Genomic DNA, 16077 nt, shown 5'->3' on the forward strand with positions numbered 1-16077 from the left:
GCGCGAGGCCGATCGGCGCGACCGATCAGGCCCGTTGGGAGGGGTGTGCCGTGAGTGTGGTCAACCTGGTGGCGACCGCAGCTGGTCTGCCGCAGGCGTGGAGTTCTCGCCGGCTGGGCCAGGTGGGGGCGGCCTGCGTGAAGGTACTGCGCATGGACGAGCTGCCGGTGGAGGAGGAGAGCCACGGTGCCGATGAGGCACTGCTCGTGATCGATGGTCGGCTGGAGCTGGAGGTGAATGGCACACCGGTGTCGGTGCGGGCGGGCGAGCTGTACGTGGTGGCGGCGGGTACCGTGCACGCGGTCCGTTGCGGAAGCCATGGGACGCTGGTGATCGTGGAGCTGGCCGACGACTGACAGTTCGCCAGGCGGTCAGGGTCGGGTACTCGGTCCAGGCATATCGGCTCGGCGAGACGATCCCTGCACCGTGGCACCGGGGATCGTTGAATTTCCCCACCCACTGCCCAGGTGGTCGGCCAGAGCCCGCTCACCCTGATTCCCCACGCGGGTGCCCGGCCGACAGGAGCGCGGGGGCTCCGGGAACGCGTCGGCCTCTACTGCATGACTTCCAGGTGCGGATGGTAGTACGCCCGGAACTCCTCGGCGTACAGGTATCGCGGGTCGGTGCCGGTGAACTCCTGCTCGCACCAGTCCCCGATCCGGTCTGCCAGGCCCGGTTGCAGTTCCAGCGGCCCCGGGTACTCGGTCACCACCTCCGGGTGCAGGACGCACGGCTCGGGCACGTACTGGCCGTGGTTCGACACGTCCGCAGACTCCGGCTGCACGGTCAGCAACACGCCGGCCCCAGAGGAAGATCGCCACACCGGACGAGCGGCCGGCATCCACTCCGGATCGTGTTCCAGAGGACACCACAGTACCTGGAGCAGGTCCGCCCCGTCGGGGCACGGCAGGCCGGGAACGTCGCGCGCGTAGAGCTGGGCCACCGGTAGGAGGGCGTTCGGCTCCCGGCTCCACGGATGCCCCTCGTACGTCGCCTCCATGGCCTCCCTCTCCTGTGCAGTGGGGCTCCCGCCCGCCCGGCCCGTCTCGATTCTGCGGCGCAGCCGGACGTCGGCGGGCGACACGGGCAGGTCGTCCTCCGGGTGCGGCTCGCTGCACACGGGCCAGGGCTCTGCGGCCGGCCACAGCAGTGGGCCGCCGATCGAGCTGTCGCGCACGGTCGGTGTGCCCAGGCGCGGGTGCAGGCGCACCGTCTGGCGCGCCAGGGGCGCCAGTTCCGGGAAGACCGCGGCCATGTCCGCCCGGCGCGGCGGGGTGGTGCGGGCCATCGGGCCCCCTTCGGAAGGGCGGGAGAGGCTGACGAGCGGACCCTGTCCGTCACCGCCGTCGATGCAGCCCCGGGATTCCCGCGGCGCCGCGTCAGGTGGGCGCAGCCCGTCGCGCCCACGACACCGCCCCGATCGGCCCGGCCGCAGGTCACTCCCGGTGTGTGACGGCCGCGAGGGCGCGCTCGCGGACGTCCGCCGAGGGGTGGCGGCGCAGCTCGCGCAGCAGGGCCCGCCACTCCTCGGGCCAGCCGAGGCGATCCCCGAACACCTCCGTCAGCGCCGTCGCGAACAGCCCGGCGGCCGGGCCGGTGTCCCCGTCCCGGCGGGCGGTCCGTGCCAGCGCGTCGAGTGTCCCGGGCGGCGGCAGCGGGCCCGAGACGTGCTCCCGCAGCAGTGCCACCGCGGTGAGCGCGGCCGCCGCCGGACGGCCTCGGTGGGCGTCGGCGAGCGCGCCGAGCGCGGCCGCCAGCGCCTGCGGCCCGGCTGCCGGGTCCACCAGCCGGCGCAGCGCGGCCGCCCTGACGCCCGCCAGGTCGGGTTCGGCCGCGAGCAGGTCGGCGGCGGCGGCGAGCAGCGGCCGGTGGCGGTCGTCGGCGGGGAGGTCGGCGAGGTGGGCCAGCCTCCGGCGGGCCGGCAGGTCCCGGTCGTCCCCGGCGTCGGGGTCGTCCGTCGGCGTGGCGGCGGCGAGTTCGGCGAGGGTGCGGTGCAGCAGGCTGCCGGGGGCGGCGCCGCCGATCGGGTGCGGCAGCCCGGAGGCGGCGAGCGTGCGGACGGCGCCCGCGGCCTCCCGCCAGCTGCCGCGGTTCGCCAGGTCGGTGACGGCCTGTCGGGCCACGTCCGCGGTCTCCGGGGCCCAGGCGGCCCACCGCGGCAGCGCGGCGAGGGCCGGCGTGGCGACCTCCGGGTCGGCCGCGGCGGCGACGGAGGCCACCAGCCGGGCGTAGCGGGCCCGGTGGGTCTCGGGGAGGTGCTCCGGGTCGGCCCGCAGGACGGCCCGGCGCACGGGCGGCGGGGCCTGCCCGGCGGCCTCGGCGAGCAGTTCCCAGACCGGTTCGGCGTCCAGCAGGCCGGTCGCGAAGGCGACGGCCGCGGCGCGCACGTCGCGGTGCTGGCCCTCGACGCGGTACGCGGCGACCAGCAGGTCGGCGGCGGCTCGCGGCGGCAGGTGCTCGGCGGCCAGCCGCACGGCCTCCTTGCGGCTGGTCACCTTGCTGCCCCGTGCCCCGGACAGCAGCTCGCCGAGCCGCTCGGCGAGTTCGCCGGGCGGGGCGAACCGGGCGGCCCGGGTGGCCGCGTACACCGCGACCCGGGCGCGGTCGCCGCCCGCGTGGGCCAGCAGGTCGCCCAGCGCGTCGGCGGGCCGGTCCGTCCAGGCCAGCGCGGCGAGCGCCGCTTCGGCGAGCACCACCTCGGCGGAGTCCAGTCGGGCGCGGACGACCGCCTCACCGTACTCGGGGATCGCGGCGGCGGCGTGGACGGCCGCGGCACGCCCGTGCAGCGGCAGGGTGGGGTCGCCGGCGGCCGCGGCGGCGAGCTCGGCGGCGGCCCGCCACTGGCGCGGCGTCCAGCGGCTCGCGGACCAGGTCGGCGGCAGGGTCGCCCGCTGCGGGCGCTTCAGGAACCGCCCGTACGGCGGCACGGGGGCGAGCAGCGGGTCGAGCAGGTCGGTGCGCCGCTCGACCAGCACGTCCCGCACCGGCGGCAGGACGGCGGCTGAGGGTTCGAGTTCGAGGATCTCGGCGACGCGGGTGACGCGGGTGCGCGGATCGTCCAGCCAGAGGGCGGCGGCCGTCGTGAACGCGCCGTCCGACCCGAACTGGAGGGCGTGCAGGAGGAGTTCCTGCAGCTCGGGGATGCCGCGGGCCCGTCGGCCGAGCGCCCGGGCCAGGGTGAACAGCAGCCAGTACTCCGCGGTGTCGGCCATGGTGTCCAGCCACGGCCGCAGGGTCGCGAACACGGCGTGCTCCTGGCCCCGCCGCAGCCGGTGTTCCAGCCGGCCGAGTTCGACCGTGCCGGTCTGCCCGGCGATCCGCCGCACGCTCCGCAGCGCCCACTCGATCAGCTCCGCCCCGCCGGCGACGGCATGCTCGCGCAGCACCTCGGCGACCAGCCGCTGCAGGGCGGCGCGGGTGGCGTACGAGCAGTCGCGGGCGTCGACCGCGTCCTGCACGACGGCGTCGAGGACGGGCACTGCGGCCGGGGTCAGCAGCCGGGCGGGCACCTGGACGAGCGCGGTCATCGCCGCGCAGCGCACCGGGTCCTGCTCGTTGCGCAGCCGTGGCAACAGGCCGAGCGCGTCCTGGACGGCGGCCCGGTCGGCAGAGGCGGCCGCGTTGGCGAGCATTGCCGCCCAGGCGGCGGACCGGTCGTCGGCGTCCGGGCGGGAGAGGGCGGAGCGCAGCTCCGGCTGGGCCTCCTCGGTGGGCAGGCACGCCAGGGCGGGGGCGATCAGGGCCCAGGGGCGGCCCTCCGCGCGGCGTGCGGCCACCTGCCGCCGTGCCTCGGCGTGGCGACGGGTGTGCGGGAACAGCGGTAGCAGGAGGGAGAGTTCGGCCTCCCGCGGGAGAGCACCGGCGTACACGGAGTCGAGGAACGCGTCGCGCCGGCCCGGCGGGAGGGCGCGCAGCAGGGCGGCGAAGCAGCGGGGCGCGGCCAGCCAGTGGCGGCCGAGGGCGGGGAGCGAGGGCGGGTCGGCGCGCACCAGCCGGCGCAGGGTGCCGCTCGTGGGCGGCATGGTGTACGGCCCGGCCGCACCGCGCCGCGGGTCGGCGAGGAGCCGGACGGCGCGTTCGGCGTCCGCGGCGGCCAGCGGCGGCAGGACGTCACGGCGCAGCGGAAGGTCCGGGCCGAACCGCTCCAGCAGGTCGAGGACCCGTTCGGGGCGGGCCCGCGCGGTTGCGCCGAGGACGTCGGCGAGCTCGGGCCGCTGCCCGAGCCGCAGCGTCTCGGGGCGGTTGGCGAGCACCCGCTCCAGGTGGTCCAGGACCTCGTCCGGGAAGCGTGCGGCGAGGGGTGCGAGCGGCGTGGCGTGCGCGAGGTCGGGCAAGGTCCGGGCGACGAACGCGGGGCTGCAGGCGGAGAGCAGCCGGGCGGCCTCGGCGTCGCCCCACTCGGCACGCAGGCGGCCCACCAGCCGCTCGGCGAGCCGGTGCCGGCGGCCGTGCCGGACGACCCGGGCCAGCTGCCGGCGCAGGGTGCAGGAGGCGCCGGTGAAGGCCGCCTCGATCGCCTCGTCCGGGATGCCCTGGGTGCGGGCGGCGCGCAGGGCGTACCCGCGGACCACCGGGTCGGGGTCGGTCAGCCGCTCGGCGAGGTAGCCGGTGGCGCGGCCGGCCGACGCGGCGAGCGCGGCCAGCCGTCGGCCGTACACGCCGGAGCGCTCCAGGTCGGACAGCAACCCGGGGAGGTCGCCGTCGGCGGCGAGCTCCCGGGCCCTGCGGGCGACGAGCCGTTGGCGGTCCGGGTAGGAGAGCGGGTCGAGGTCGGCGAGCAACTGATCGGCTTCGTGCGGCATGCGGTCATTCTGGCCGGGCGGAGCGGGTGCCTCCCATCGAATTTCCGCCCCCGGCCGGACGGTTCGCCGGGCGGCCTCGCAGTGCTCCTCGGGCGGCGGCCGGCCGGTGTCCGGGCGGGGAGGGGCGGCCGGGGGCCGGGATGCTCGGACGGTTCCGAACTCCCAACAGCTCCGCGTCCCGCCCGGCGAGTTCGTCATCGAGCACCTGGGCCACGACGCCGCGGCACGCAACTCCCGCACCGGGCTTTGCGGGCTGCAGGGCCTGTGGGGGCTGTCAGCGGGTGCCGCGCGGGCCTGGTACTGGACGGCACTGCCTCTCGACCGTCCTCGGGTCCGTGCCGCACCAGCCGCGCTTCTGGTGACCGCCGCGCGCAGGCCGGCAGTAAATCGCTGGCCGGTCCGGACGTCGCGGGATACGCTCCTGCGCGATGACCACTCACTCTGCCGACAGAATGGGGGTCCCGTCCGCGCAAGGTGAGTGCTGATGGGCACTTGGACCGCGGACGGGGATTCCCGTCTCTCCTTCTGGCTGCGCGTGCGCGAGTTCGCCGTGCCGCCCTCCGTGATCGCGACTGCGACGGCCCGCCGCCTCGTCGGCGACTGGGCCGGGGCGTGCGCCGCCGCCGGCGTGGACGTCGACGTCAGTCCGCGCGCGCTGGCCCGGACGCACGGGCGCGAACTCGCGGCACTGGTCCGTTCCGACCTGCGCCGGCTCGCTCCCGACCTGCTGCGCTGGCACTGGCCGCGGATCGCCCCGACCGGTCTGCTGCGCCCGGGTCTGACCGTGACCCTGGCCCGGTACGGCGGTGCCGGGCGCGACCGTGACGGCCCCGTGCACCTCGTCGCCCGGACGCCGCCGGCCTGGGCGGACGCCGGCCAGCGGATCGGACTCGCACTGTGGGACGCCTCCCGGCCCACGGCCGGCGCCGGCCTCCATCCCCACCCGCGTCCGCACCGGCGGTTCCGGCTCGACCTGCACCGCCACCTCTGGGACGCACTGCGGGCCGACGAGCTCCGGGTGCGGTCCGGCGCCGACGTACTGTCCGGCGACGCCGCCGAGGGCCACCGACCGCCGGACACCGCCGGGCCCGGGTACCGCTGCGCCGTCGACCGGTGGGCGGACGAGGCGGCGATCCTGCTGCGCGCCGAGGAACGGCCCGACGGCCCCGTCGAGGTACGCCTCGGGGCCCGGCGTCGGCTGTACCTCGGCCCGGTCCCGGCCGGGGACGGGCCGGCGGCCGTGCACGTCACGGACGTGCCGCCGGCCCACGGTGGCATCCCGCTGCCGGTGCTGCCCGACGCCGCGACCTGGGTGCTGCCCGACCTGGATCTCGTCCGCGCCGGCCTGGTCGAGGCCGGCCGGCTGCACCCGCTGGTCGCCGCGGCCCTGGCACCGGACCTTCCGCCGGTCGGAGTCTCCGCTGCGCCGGATCCGGGCGGCCGGCCGCGGGTCGTGGAGTGCCGCGGCGCCCGGCACCGGATCGGCCTGGTCGACGGGGTCCTGGTGCCGCTCGACCACGACCCGGAGGAGATCCGCCGCGAGGAGCTGCTGGCCGCCCTGACCGGAACTCCGCTGCCCTGCCTGCAGGTCATCGACGAGGTGCACCGCCGCCCGGAGGTCCTCGACGACGTCCGGGCACGCCTCGACCACGGTGACACGGCCGGTGCACTGGCCGTGGTGGAGGGCCTGTTGGGGCCCGAGGCGCTGCTGCGCGCCGGTGCGCTGCGGGACGAACTCGCAGCGGCCGCCGCCCGGCGGGTCACCCACGGCCTGTTCCGGGCGGGCCTCGCCGGAGCGGTGCCGGGCCCCGTCCACCCCGTCCGGCGCGACACCGGCCGCGGGCACCCGCGCCACGGCCAGGGCCGCTGACCCGCCGAACTGCCGACCTGCCGACCTGCCGACCTGTTTTCCGATCGTCCTTCCCTTCCCGATCGTCCGACCCCTTGAGGTGATCACCCATGCCTGTACACACGTCCTTCGCCCCCACCGACACCCTGACCGCCGCCGTCGCCGACCTCGCAGAGCGCTCCCGGCTCGACGTGGCCGGCGAGCTGCTGGCGCTGCTCGGCGAGACCACCACCGAGCCGCGCCCGGACGCCCAACTGGAGGCGCTGACCCTGGCCGTGGCCGCCGACCTGCCCGTCCTGCTGTGGGGCGAGCCGGGGATCGGCAAGACGGCGGCGCTGACCCAGCTCGCCACCGCGCTCGACCTCCCGCTGACCACCGTGATCGCCAGCGTGCACGAGCCGTCCGACTTCTCGGGGCTGCCCGTGCTGGGCGACGACCCGGCCGAGCGCGGCGTCCCGATGGCCCCGCCGGACTGGGCGGTGCGGCTGGTACGGGCGGGCCGCGGCCTGCTGTTCCTGGACGAGCTGTCGACCGCGCCGCCCGCCGTCCAGGCCGCGCTGCTCCGCCTGGTGCTGGAGCGGCGCATCGGCGCCCTGCAACTGCCGCCCGGGGTGCGGATCGTGGCCGCCGCCAATCCGCGCTCCTCGGCGGCGGACGGCTGGGAGCTGAGCCCGCCGCTGGCGAACCGCTTCGTCCACCTGCACTGGACCCACGACCACGAGGTGGTGGTGCGCGGCCTCGGCGGTGTCTGGCCGCGCGCCACCCTGCCCCGGCTCGATCCCGGGCGGCTGCCCGAGGCCGTGGACCTCGCCCGCCGCGCGGTGTGCGGACTGCTCTCCGCCCGCCCGGCGCTGGTGCACCGGCTGCCCGGCAACGAGACCCGCCGCGGCGGCGCCTGGCCGTCGCCGCGGAGCTGGGACATGACGCTGCGTCTGCTGGCCTTCGCCACCGCGGCCGGCTCCTCGCGGGAGGTGCTCTCGCTGCTCGTCCGGGGCGCCGTCGGCGACGGCCCCGGCCTGGAGCTGCTGGCGGCCCTGGACCGGATGGACCTGCCGGACCCGGAGTCGCTGCTCGCCGATCCGGTGGCGGCCGTGCTGCCCGAGCGGGGCGACCTGCGGCAGGCCGCGCTCGACGCCGTGGTGGACGCCGTCCGCCGGCGGCCCGAGCGGGCCCGGTGGGACGCGGCCTGGGCCCTGCTGGCCCGTGCCCTGGAGACCGGTGCACCGGACCTGGTGGTCGTCCCCGCGACCACCCTCGCCTCGCTGCGCCGGGAGGACTGGGACGTGCCCGCGTCGATCGACCGGCTCGCCGGCGCGGTCTCGCTCTCCCGTCGCGCGGACCGGGCGGCGGCCCGGGCGGCCGAGCGCCCCGCATCCGGTACGGGGGCCGGCCGATGAGGCAGGGCACGGCGGGGGATCTGGACCTCGACAAGCTGTACGCCGCGCGGCTGCAGGCCGCCCGGGCCCGGCCCTACCTGGCGACCGCGCTGTTCGCCCTGCACGCGGTGGAGTCGCGGCAGGTTCCGACGATGGCGGTCGACCGGCACTGGCGGTGCTACGTCTCGCCGGCGTTCGTGCACCGGACGCCGGTGGAGGAGCTCGCCGCGGTGTGGGTGCACGAGGTGTCGCACCTGCTGCGCGACCACCACGGGCGCAGCGACCGCGTCGCGCGGGAGCGCGGGCTGTCCGGGCGGGCGGAGCGGCTGCGGATGAACATCGCGGCGGACTGCGAGATCAACGACGACGTGTTCGGCGACGGGCTGGTACGGCCGGAGGGGGCCGTGCTTCCGGCGGCGCTGCGGCTGCCGGAGGGCGGGCTGATGGAGGACTACCTGCGGTTGTTCGGGCTCGGCCCGCTGACGCAGGACCTGGCCTGGCTGGACTGCGGAAGCGGCGCCGACGGGCTGGAGCGGGCGTGGGACCTCGGGCCGGGCGGCGCGAACGGCCTCGCGCCGCACGAGCAGGACGCGGTCCGGTTCAGGGTGGCGGAGGGCATCAGGGGCCGTCCGGGGAGTGCCCCGCGCGGGTGGCGGCGGTGGGCGGAGGAGGCCTTCCATCCGCCGCAGCCCTGGCGGGAGTTGCTGGGCGCGGCGGTCCGCTCGGCGGCGTCCGGTTCGGGCGCGGGCGAGGACTACACGTACGGCCGGCCGTCCCGGCGGTCGGCCTCGGTGCCGGGTGCGGTGCTGCCGAGCCTGCGGCGCAGGCCGCCGCGGGTCTGCGTGGTGGTCGACACGTCCGGGTCGGTGAGCGACGCCGAGTTGGGCAGTGCGCTGCTGGAGGTGGCCGCGATCGCCCGTGCGGTGGGCGGGCGGCGGGACCTGGTCGGTGTGGTGTCCTGCGACGCGGCGGCCGGCGCGGTGCTGCCGCTCTGCCGGGAGGAGGGGCTCGGGCTGATCGGCGGTGGCGGCACCGATCTGCGGGCGGGTTTCGCCGCGGCCCTGCGGTCCAGGCCCCGGCCGGACGTGGTGGTGGTCCTGACCGACGGTCAGACGCCGTGGCCCCGGGAGCGGCCGTCCTGCCGGACGGTGGTCGGTCTGTTCCGCCGCGAGGGCTCCCGGCGGTCCTGGGACGAGGACGATCCCGACCACGTCCCGGACACGCCACCGCCCTGGGCCCGGGTGGTGACCGTGGGCTGAGTCCCTCGGGGCGGATGGCTCGAGACCGTGAACCTTTCCGGTGCAGGTGCCGACTGTTCCGGTGACGGGGGACGCGGGACAGGGAGGTGCAGTGAGCGAGGATGATCGCTCCGGGTTGCTGGTGGTGCGCTGCCGGCTCGGGGAGCGGGCCGCGTTCGGGGAACTGGCACGTTTGTGGCACGACGCTCTGTGGCGTTATGTGCGGGGCATGGTCGGTTCGCCGTACGTCGCGGACGATCTTGCGCAGGACGTATGGGTTGCCGTGGTGCGCGGGCTGCCGCGGCTGCGGGAGCCGGACCGATTCGCTCCCTGGTTGTTCACCATCGCCCGGCGCACGGTGGCCGACCATCTGCGGGAGGCGTACAAGGCTCCGCAGACGTCGGTGGAGGAGACGGACGTCGCCGCCGACGACTCCCTGAGCGGCCTCCTGGCCACGATGGAGATCGAAGCCGGCCTCGGCGAACTTCCGCCACTGGAGCGCGAAGTGATGATCCTTTTCCACCTGCAGGACCTGCCGCTGGCTGCCTGTGCGGAGGTACTCGGCGTACCACCCGGCACGGTCAAGAGCAGGCTGCACCGTGCGCGTCGCACACTGCGCGAGATCCTCACCGAAAGGGGCCACGAGACATGAGCGAGCAGGACCGCGGAGCGCACCGGAGCGTGCCCGCAGAGCTGGAGCGCGCGCTGGCGGCGGAGGTCTCACTGCGTTCCCGGATGCGGTACGTGGCCGTGGGTCTTGCGGGAGGCTGCGCAGCGGTACTTGTCGCCGTGCTGTGGGCGACCGAGCCGCGGCCCCTCCCTCTGCGCACCCGGGCGGTCTTCACCGGGCTGATCGCCGTCGGGCTGGCCTGGGCTGCTTTCGCCGGTTGGGTCTTGAGCAGGCGCCGGCCGTTGTACGCACGGGATCAAGTGTTGGGAGCCCGGCTCGCACTCGCGGTGAGCACGGTGACGGGAATCGTCGGAACAGCTCTGGCCGCAGCACGCGGCACCGCGACCGCGACCCTGACCGCCGCCCTGGTCGGCACCGTCCTCATCGCCACCGCGGGGCTGCTCCTGGCCAGGGCGCAATCCCGCCGGCGTGAGCTGCTGCAGCTGCGTGACGTGCTGCAACGGGACGTCTCCTGAGAGGCCGTGCACTACAGGTCGGCGGTGGTGGCCGAAGCATTGGCGCCCGCTCGCAGATTTCCGGAGCGGGCTGCCGCGCACGTACGGGGACACCGCAACGGGCCGTCGCGGTGTCTCCCGTCCCGTGAAGTCCCACAGTCACGTCCGACCCGTTACGCCGCCGGTACTGGAAGAAAACCTACAGCCAGCACCTGATCCGCGATCCGTCCAGGGCGACTTCGGACACCACCGAATAGATCTTGGTCTGGCTGTCGAAGCTGATCCGCGCCATCACGGGAACGCCGTCGATCGTTCGGCTGAAGCAGAACCCGCCTCCGCGGCTGTCGTCACAGGCTCAGCAGCAGGTCCCGGACCGCGGCGGGCCGGGACAGGAAGGGGTGGTGGCCGGTGTCGAGCTCGACGGCGCTGCCGGCCCGGCGGGCGAACTCGCGCTGCAGCCGCGGCGGGGTGCCACGGTCCTGAGCGCAGACGAGGTACGTCGAGGGCACCTGCTGCCATGCGGCAGCCCCGACCGGCTGCCCGGTCACCTGCACGCTCTGCCGGGCGAGGTGGTCCGCCGCCTGCACCTGGACCTCGGGGTCGCAGTCCTGCAGGAACGTGTCCACGAGCAGCTCGGGGCGGACCCCGAACGTACCGGCGTCGGGGTCGACGTCGAGGAACGGGGCGGGGCTGCCGTCCCCGAACTCCGACAGGCTCTGCCCGACCTCCGGAAGGTAGCCGGCGACCAGCAGCAGGTGGCGCACCGACCCGATTCCCGCGGCGGCTTCCGCGGTGACGATGCCGCCGTAGCTGTGGGCGACCACGACGGTGGGCTCGTCGCCGGCCTGCAGTACCCGCCGCACCGCGGCGACGTCCTCGGGCAGCCCCGGACCACCGGCGCCACCGGGCCGGCCCGCCTCGCCGCAGCTCGGCAGCGCCGGGGCCACGCTCGGCACCCCCCGCTCCCGCAACAGCTCGGCGGTGCGGTGCCACCACCACGACCCGTCCCGCACGCACGCCCCGTGCACGAACACGACCCGCATCGCCACCTCCAGTCGGCCGCTCCCGGAAAGAACGGACCTGCCGTCCCAGGCTCCCACGGGCGTCGCCCGCAGCGGTGCTGCGCCGGGTAGCGGCGGGAGCACGTCGACGGCAGAGGGCCCTCCCCTGCCGTCTCCCCCGCGCCCGCGCCTGCCGCCGACCTGTCTCCCGGAACGGAACGCACCGCTGGGCTCGTCAGCCGACGTGGGCCTCGCACGCCGGCTCCTGCGCGTAGCAGGGCGGCCGTCGCGCCACCACGCCCGGCCGGCCGGGCGACGGCGACGGCGCAACGCCGCTCGGCTCGTTCACGAAAAGGGGACAACCGGTTGGCGTGCCGGTCGCCGCCTGCAGCGAATCGACATGCTCACGGGTTCGGACAGCACCCGGCGGCCCGCAGGTGTCCGATGAGCAGAAATGATGATCTTGGGTGGGTTCGGCGGCTAGGGTGGGGCCGTGTCTGTGACCAAGGATCGTGATGACGTCGCCGAGCAGCTCGAACCGTTCCGGAGGGAGCTGACGGCGTACTGCTACCGGATGCTCGGTTCCGCGTTCGAGGCCGAGGACGCGGTGCAGGAGACGCTGGTCCGCGCCTGGTCGAAGTACGCGGGATTCGAGGGGCGTTCGGCGCTGCGGACGTGGCTCTACCGGATTGCGACCAACGTGTGCCTGGACATGGCTCCGGCCGCGCAGCGGCGGGCCCGGCCGATGGACCTGACCTCGCCGGTGGCGGCGTCCGCGCCGGACCTCACGCAGTTGGAGGAGAACATCTGGGTGGGACCGGTCCCCGACCGGCGGGTGCTGGGCGGCGATCCTGCCGAGGTGGCGGTGGGCCGGGAGACGATCCGGCTGGCGTTCGTCACGGCGCTGCAGACGCTCCCCGCCAGGCAGCGGGCGATCCTGGTGTTGCGGGAGGTGCTGGCGTGGTCGGCGGCGGAGACCGCCGAGCTGCTGGAGACGTCGGTCGCCTCGGTGAACAGCGCGCTGCAGCGGGCGCGTGCCACGCTGGCCGAGGGCGGCGGGATCCCTGAGAGCGACACGTACAAGCCGCTGGACGAGACCCAGCAGGCGCTGCTGGCGCGGTACGTGCAGGCGTTCGAGGCGTTCGACATCGAGGGGTTGAAGAAGCTCCTGCACGAGGACGCCGTGCTCAACATGCCACCCTACCAGATGTGGGTGCGGGGTGCGGTGGAGCTGGGCGAGTGGTGGCTCGGTGCGGGCTGCAGCTGCCGCGGGTCGCGGCTGCTGGCGGTGGAGGCGAACGGCTCGCCCGCCTTCGCGCAGTACCGGCCGGCCGAGGACAAGAACGGCTGGGCGCCGTGGGGCATCACGGTGCTGGAGATCACCGACGGGCGGATCAGCACCATGACCAACCACATGGACACCGAGCGGCTGTTCCCGCTGTGGGGCCTACCCATGCGGCTCCCCGCCACCGGCGTCTGACGGGTCCTCGCAGCGCAGCACCTCCGCCAGGCCGGTCAGCGCCAACAGCAGCCGCAGGCGCCGGCCGGCCCCGCGCAGGACGAGGTCGGCGCCGGCCCGCCGGGCAACGAGTCCCAGGCGGGCCAGCCGGTCGAGGTCGGCGGGGCCGGGCGCCGTGAGGGACGCGACCTCGCAGACCACGAGCCGGACGGCGGGCCGCTCGGCGAGCAGCCCGGCCAGGCGCTCCGGCAGCGGCGGGCCGTCGCCCGGGACGGCCGGGAGCACGGGAAACAGCAGACTCTCCACACCTGTGAGGACTCCCCGCCGGCCCTCGATTCATCGGCGCACACGGGCCCCTGCAAAAAATCTTGAAAACTTCCGCCGGGGACCGATGAGTCCGAGCGTGGTGCCCCGTCTGACCGGGTGAGAGCAACCGACACCCGAGAAGCACAGGGAGCACCCCATGAGGAAGATCACCGCCGGACTGTTCATCGCCGCCGACGGCGTCGTGGAGAGCCCGGAGCAGTGGCACTTCCCGTACTTCAACGACGAGATGGGCGCGGCCGTGACCGCCCAGCTCGGTGCGGCCGACACCGTACTGCTCGGCCGCACCACCTACGACACCTTCGCCGGCGCCTGGCCGGCCCGGGAAGACGCGGGCGGCGAGGACGCCCCGATGGCCAAGGCGCTCGGCGACGCCCGCAAGATCGTCGTCTCGAACTCGGAGCTGGAGTTCACCTGGCGCAACTCCGAGCAGCTCAAGGGCGACCTGGTCGAGGCCGTCACGGCCCTGAAGCAGGAGAGCGGCGGCCCGATCGGCATGTCCGGCTCGATCTCGGTGGTGCGCGCGCTGCTGGCGGCCGGACTGATCGACGAGCTGCACCTGTTCGTCCACCCGATCGCGGTCGGCAAGGGCATGCGCCTGTTCGACGAGACCGCCGGCCCGATCCGGCTGAAGCTCCTGAGCAACACCGTCTTCACCACCGGCGTGCTGCACACCGTCTACGGCCCGGCCGACAAGTAACCCACCGACGAGGAGAACACCATGACCACCCCGGCCAAGGGACCCGCCGGCTACTTCCCCTCGATCGAGAAGAAGTACGGCCGGCCGATCGCCGAGTGGCAGCAGCTGATCCGCTCCTCGCCGCTGACCCGGCACATGGAACTGGTCGCCTGGCTGAAGACCGAACACGGCCTGGGCCACGGCCACGCCAACGCCCTGGTCGCACACACCCTCGCCACCGGGAACACCACCCGCTGACCCGTCCGGAAGGACTTCTCCCATGACCAGCGTCGTCTCTGCCGACGGCACCACCATCGCCTGCACCGCGACCGGCAACGGCCCGGCCGTCGTCTTCGTGGACGGCGCCCTGTGCCACCGGAACTTCGGGCCCGCCCGGGCGGTGGCCGAGCAGCTCGCCGCCCACCACACCGTGTACACCTACGACCGGCGCGGCCGCGGTACCAGCGGCGACACCGCGCCGTACGCCGCGGAACGGGAGGTCGAGGACCTGGCCGCCGTGATCGCCGCTGCGGGCGGGAGCGCTGCGGTGGTCGGCATCTCCTCCGGTGCGGCACTCGCCCTGCGCGCCGCCTCGAGCGGCATCGGCATCAGCCGTGTCGCCGCGTACGAGCCGCCGTTCAGCACCGAGGACGGGCAGCGCGAACGATTCACCGCCTACGCGGCCGGTCTGTCGGCGGACCTCGCCGACGGGCGGCGCGGGGACGCGGTCGCCCGGTTCATGACCTTCGTCGGAGCACCGGAGCCGGTGGTCGAGCAGCTGCGCAGCTCGCCCGCGTGGCCCGCGTTCGAAGCGGTGGCGCCCACCCTGGCGTACGACGCCGCGGTCCTCGGCGCGGCGTCCGGGGCGGGCGTCCCCGTCGACGCGCTCGCCGGGATCACCGTGCCCGTCCTCGCCCTCGACGGCGGCGCCAGCCCCGAGCTGCTGCGCGCCCCGGCCCGTGCGGTGGCCGCCGCGGTCCCCGGCGCCGAGTACCGGACGCTCCCGGACCAGACCCACGAGGTCGCGGCCGACGTCCTCGCCCCGGTGCTGCTGAAGTTCTTCGCCGCCTGATCCGGCGGACTGCGGGCGGCCGCAGCGTGCGCCGCGATCCGGCCCGGGAAGAACGGTACGACGCTCCAGGGCCACGGGTACTCGGCCGTCGCCCGCCCGACCCGCGCCGGTGCGGGCACCGGCAGCGGCAGACGACCGGCCGGCGCCGGCAACCACCGCTGCTCGTGCGCCGCGAGCCCGGCGGACAGGGCACGTCGCGGCAGCCGGACGAGGAGTTCCTCGCCGAGCCGGCACACGAGGTTGTCCCACCCGTTGGCCGGCACCTCGATCGGCAGATCCGCGAGATCGGGGTGCTGCTCGTCGAGCAGACGGCGCACCAGCTCGACGGAGACCGGTACTTCCGCGGCCGGCATCCGGTGAGCCGTCACGGTGAGAACACTACGGCCGCGCCCCGCGGCGCAGCGCCGGACCGCGGGCGGGAGAAGGGCTGCCGGCGGCGGGACGTGCCGGGGGCAGCGCAGTGGCCGGGCTCCGGAGGATGGTGTGCGGTGTTGTCGGGTGCGGATGGGCCGGAAGATCTGACGGACCATCACTCAAACGGCCCGGCTCGCGGGGTCTTCGGCCCACGGCCACTGTGCCGTGTCGGCGGCGAGGCGTCCGGGGCACCGTGTACGGAGCGTGAGGACGGGGCGGATCACACAGCGTCAACAGTCCCCGGCGTCCGCCGATGCAGGTTGCGTCCGGGACCTGCTGTGCCAGGCTGGAAGTACCCGGATTCAGGCGGCTGTCGCACGCAACTCGGCCGCCGGGTTTCCCATTTGACCGGGTCCGATCCGCCGGTGACATCGCCGGGGGGCCACCGTCGGGTGTGCGGGCGGCGGCCTTGCGCGGGCGGCGGCCTCGTCCTCCGGGTCCGGTCGTTCTCTGAGCACGAGGAGAGCACTGTGAGCCTGGTGCAGATCGCGGGTTCCGCGGAGGTCCTGCGCGCGGTGGTGGCCATGCCGGAGATCGAGGACGTCCGGGCGAGCCTGGTGACGCTCGACGACGGGAGCCTCCGGGTCGCCGCCTACGCGTCCGACCAGGCGGTCGAGGCGGCGGTCGCGGCCGGCGCCGTGGTGGTGGTGCTGGTCTCGACCGAGGCGGTCGCCGAGCAGCAGAACCGGCTGGCGGCGGTGATCGAGCAGGGCCGTGGCGCCCGCGGGGAGGTGTGAG

At 75.4% G+C, this 16077-nt stretch carries 15 protein-coding genes and 1 pseudogene; 11 read left to right on the plus strand and 5 right to left on the minus strand.

The window, feature by feature from the left end; translation table 11 throughout:
- Positions 1 to 50: 50 nt before the first annotated feature.
- Positions 51 to 356, plus strand: a complete 306-nt coding sequence (locus ACQ614_RS01915; protein ID WP_431676379.1) for a cupin domain-containing protein — start codon at positions 51 to 53, stop codon at positions 354 to 356.
- 197 nt (positions 357 to 553) lie between these two features.
- Here the strand turns inward: ACQ614_RS01915 and ACQ614_RS01920 are convergent, their stop codons facing one another.
- The gene (locus tag ACQ614_RS01920) at positions 554 to 1288 is read right to left on the minus strand and encodes a hypothetical protein (protein WP_431676380.1); all 735 of its coding nucleotides are present in this window, start codon (positions 1286 to 1288) and stop codon (positions 554 to 556) included.
- Between the two features lie 148 nt (positions 1289 to 1436).
- Complete coding sequence (locus ACQ614_RS01925) at positions 1437 to 4802, minus strand: hypothetical protein (protein WP_431676381.1); 3366 nt, start codon at positions 4800 to 4802, stop codon at positions 1437 to 1439.
- 484 nt (positions 4803 to 5286) lie between these two features.
- Between ACQ614_RS01925 and ACQ614_RS01930 the strand changes: the two genes are divergently transcribed.
- From ACQ614_RS01930 to ACQ614_RS01950, 5 genes are all read left to right on the plus strand, one after another.
- Complete coding sequence (locus tag ACQ614_RS01930) at positions 5287 to 6672, plus strand: hypothetical protein (protein ID WP_431676382.1); 1386 nt, start codon at positions 5287 to 5289, stop codon at positions 6670 to 6672.
- Between the two features lie 89 nt (positions 6673 to 6761).
- Complete coding sequence (locus ACQ614_RS01935) at positions 6762 to 8048, plus strand: AAA family ATPase (RefSeq protein WP_431676383.1); 1287 nt, start codon at positions 6762 to 6764, stop codon at positions 8046 to 8048.
- On the plus strand, positions 8045 to 9286 hold the full coding sequence (locus ACQ614_RS01940) for a vWA domain-containing protein (RefSeq protein ID WP_431676384.1): 1242 nt from the start codon (positions 8045 to 8047) through the stop codon (positions 9284 to 9286). The genes ACQ614_RS01935 and ACQ614_RS01940 overlap by 4 nt, the downstream gene beginning before the upstream one ends.
- Before the next feature lie 91 nt (positions 9287 to 9377).
- A complete protein-coding gene (locus ACQ614_RS01945; RefSeq protein ID WP_431676385.1) occupies positions 9378 to 9917 on the plus strand; it encodes an RNA polymerase sigma factor in 540 nt (179 codons plus the stop codon).
- Positions 9914 to 10411 carry a transmembrane transport protein gene (locus ACQ614_RS01950; RefSeq protein WP_431676386.1) on the plus strand — a complete coding sequence of 166 codons (498 nt, stop codon included), beginning with the start codon at positions 9914 to 9916 and terminating at the stop codon, positions 10409 to 10411. The genes ACQ614_RS01945 and ACQ614_RS01950 overlap by 4 nt, the downstream gene beginning before the upstream one ends.
- 326 nt (positions 10412 to 10737) lie before the next feature.
- Here ACQ614_RS01950 and ACQ614_RS01955 read toward each other — a convergent pair whose 3' ends face one another.
- Entirely contained in the window at positions 10738 to 11433 is a 696-nt protein-coding gene (locus ACQ614_RS01955) for an alpha/beta hydrolase (RefSeq protein WP_431676387.1), read from the minus strand.
- Positions 11434 to 11884: 451 nt separating this feature from the next.
- Between ACQ614_RS01955 and ACQ614_RS01960 the strand changes: the two genes are divergently transcribed.
- Positions 11885 to 12871 (plus strand): sigma-70 family RNA polymerase sigma factor, encoded by a 987-nt coding sequence (locus tag ACQ614_RS01960; RefSeq protein ID WP_431676388.1) that lies wholly within the window; start codon positions 11885 to 11887, stop codon positions 12869 to 12871.
- Here the strand turns inward: ACQ614_RS01960 and ACQ614_RS01965 are convergent.
- Positions 12839 to 13156, minus strand: coding sequence for a hypothetical protein (locus ACQ614_RS01965; protein ID WP_431676389.1), 318 nt, complete (start codon positions 13154 to 13156; stop codon positions 12839 to 12841). The two genes, ACQ614_RS01960 and ACQ614_RS01965, sit on opposite strands and share 33 nt — an antisense overlap.
- A gap of 157 nt (positions 13157 to 13313) precedes the next feature.
- Here ACQ614_RS01965 and ACQ614_RS01970 point away from each other — a divergent pair, with 157 nt between their 5' ends.
- Genes ACQ614_RS01970 through ACQ614_RS01980 form a run of 3 tightly spaced genes read left to right on the plus strand, consistent with a single transcriptional unit; the run spans position 13314 to position 14925 of the window.
- Positions 13314 to 13874, plus strand: a complete 561-nt coding sequence (locus tag ACQ614_RS01970) for a dihydrofolate reductase family protein (RefSeq protein ID WP_431676390.1) — start codon at positions 13314 to 13316, stop codon at positions 13872 to 13874.
- 21 nt (positions 13875 to 13895) lie between these two features.
- Positions 13896 to 14111, plus strand: a complete 216-nt coding sequence (locus ACQ614_RS01975) for a DUF4287 domain-containing protein (RefSeq protein ID WP_431676391.1) — start codon at positions 13896 to 13898, stop codon at positions 14109 to 14111.
- Positions 14112 to 14133: 22 nt separating this feature from the next.
- Positions 14134 to 14925, plus strand: a complete 792-nt coding sequence (locus ACQ614_RS01980) for an alpha/beta fold hydrolase (protein WP_431676392.1) — start codon at positions 14134 to 14136, stop codon at positions 14923 to 14925.
- Between the two features lie 14 nt (positions 14926 to 14939).
- On the opposite strand, the pseudogene ACQ614_RS01985 reads toward ACQ614_RS01980, so the two are convergent.
- Positions 14940 to 15455: pseudogene (locus tag ACQ614_RS01985) on the minus strand (phosphotransferase); the annotation flags it as partial.
- Between the two features lie 354 nt (positions 15456 to 15809).
- On the opposite strand from ACQ614_RS01985, the gene ACQ614_RS01990 reads away from it, so the two are divergent.
- Complete coding sequence (locus ACQ614_RS01990) at positions 15810 to 16076, plus strand: hypothetical protein (protein WP_431676393.1); 267 nt, start codon at positions 15810 to 15812, stop codon at positions 16074 to 16076.
- Position 16077: the final 1 nt, after the last annotated feature.

The organism is Kitasatospora dryopteridis (assembly GCF_050749075.1).
GTDB lineage: Bacteria > Actinomycetota > Actinomycetes > Streptomycetales > Streptomycetaceae > Kitasatospora.

Coding starts and splice junctions, on each gene's coding strand:
- ACQ614_RS01920 (WP_431676380.1), bottom strand. CDS start 1,288: ATGGCCCGCACCACCCCGCCGCGCCGGGCGGACATGGCCGCGGTCTTC.
- ACQ614_RS01925 (WP_431676381.1), bottom strand. CDS start 4,802: ATGCCGCACGAAGCCGATCAGTTGCTCGCCGACCTCGACCCGCTCTCC.
- ACQ614_RS01930 (WP_431676382.1), top strand. CDS start 5,287: ATGGGCACTTGGACCGCGGACGGGGATTCCCGTCTCTCCTTCTGGCTG.
- ACQ614_RS01935 (WP_431676383.1), top strand. CDS start 6,762: ATGCCTGTACACACGTCCTTCGCCCCCACCGACACCCTGACCGCCGCC.
- ACQ614_RS01940 (WP_431676384.1), top strand. CDS start 8,045: ATGAGGCAGGGCACGGCGGGGGATCTGGACCTCGACAAGCTGTACGCC.
- ACQ614_RS01950 (WP_431676386.1), top strand. CDS start 9,914: ATGAGCGAGCAGGACCGCGGAGCGCACCGGAGCGTGCCCGCAGAGCTG.
- ACQ614_RS01955 (WP_431676387.1), bottom strand. CDS start 11,433: ATGCGGGTCGTGTTCGTGCACGGGGCGTGCGTGCGGGACGGGTCGTGG.
- ACQ614_RS01970 (WP_431676390.1), top strand. CDS start 13,314: ATGAGGAAGATCACCGCCGGACTGTTCATCGCCGCCGACGGCGTCGTG.
- ACQ614_RS01975 (WP_431676391.1), top strand. CDS start 13,896: ATGACCACCCCGGCCAAGGGACCCGCCGGCTACTTCCCCTCGATCGAG.
- ACQ614_RS01980 (WP_431676392.1), top strand. CDS start 14,134: ATGACCAGCGTCGTCTCTGCCGACGGCACCACCATCGCCTGCACCGCG.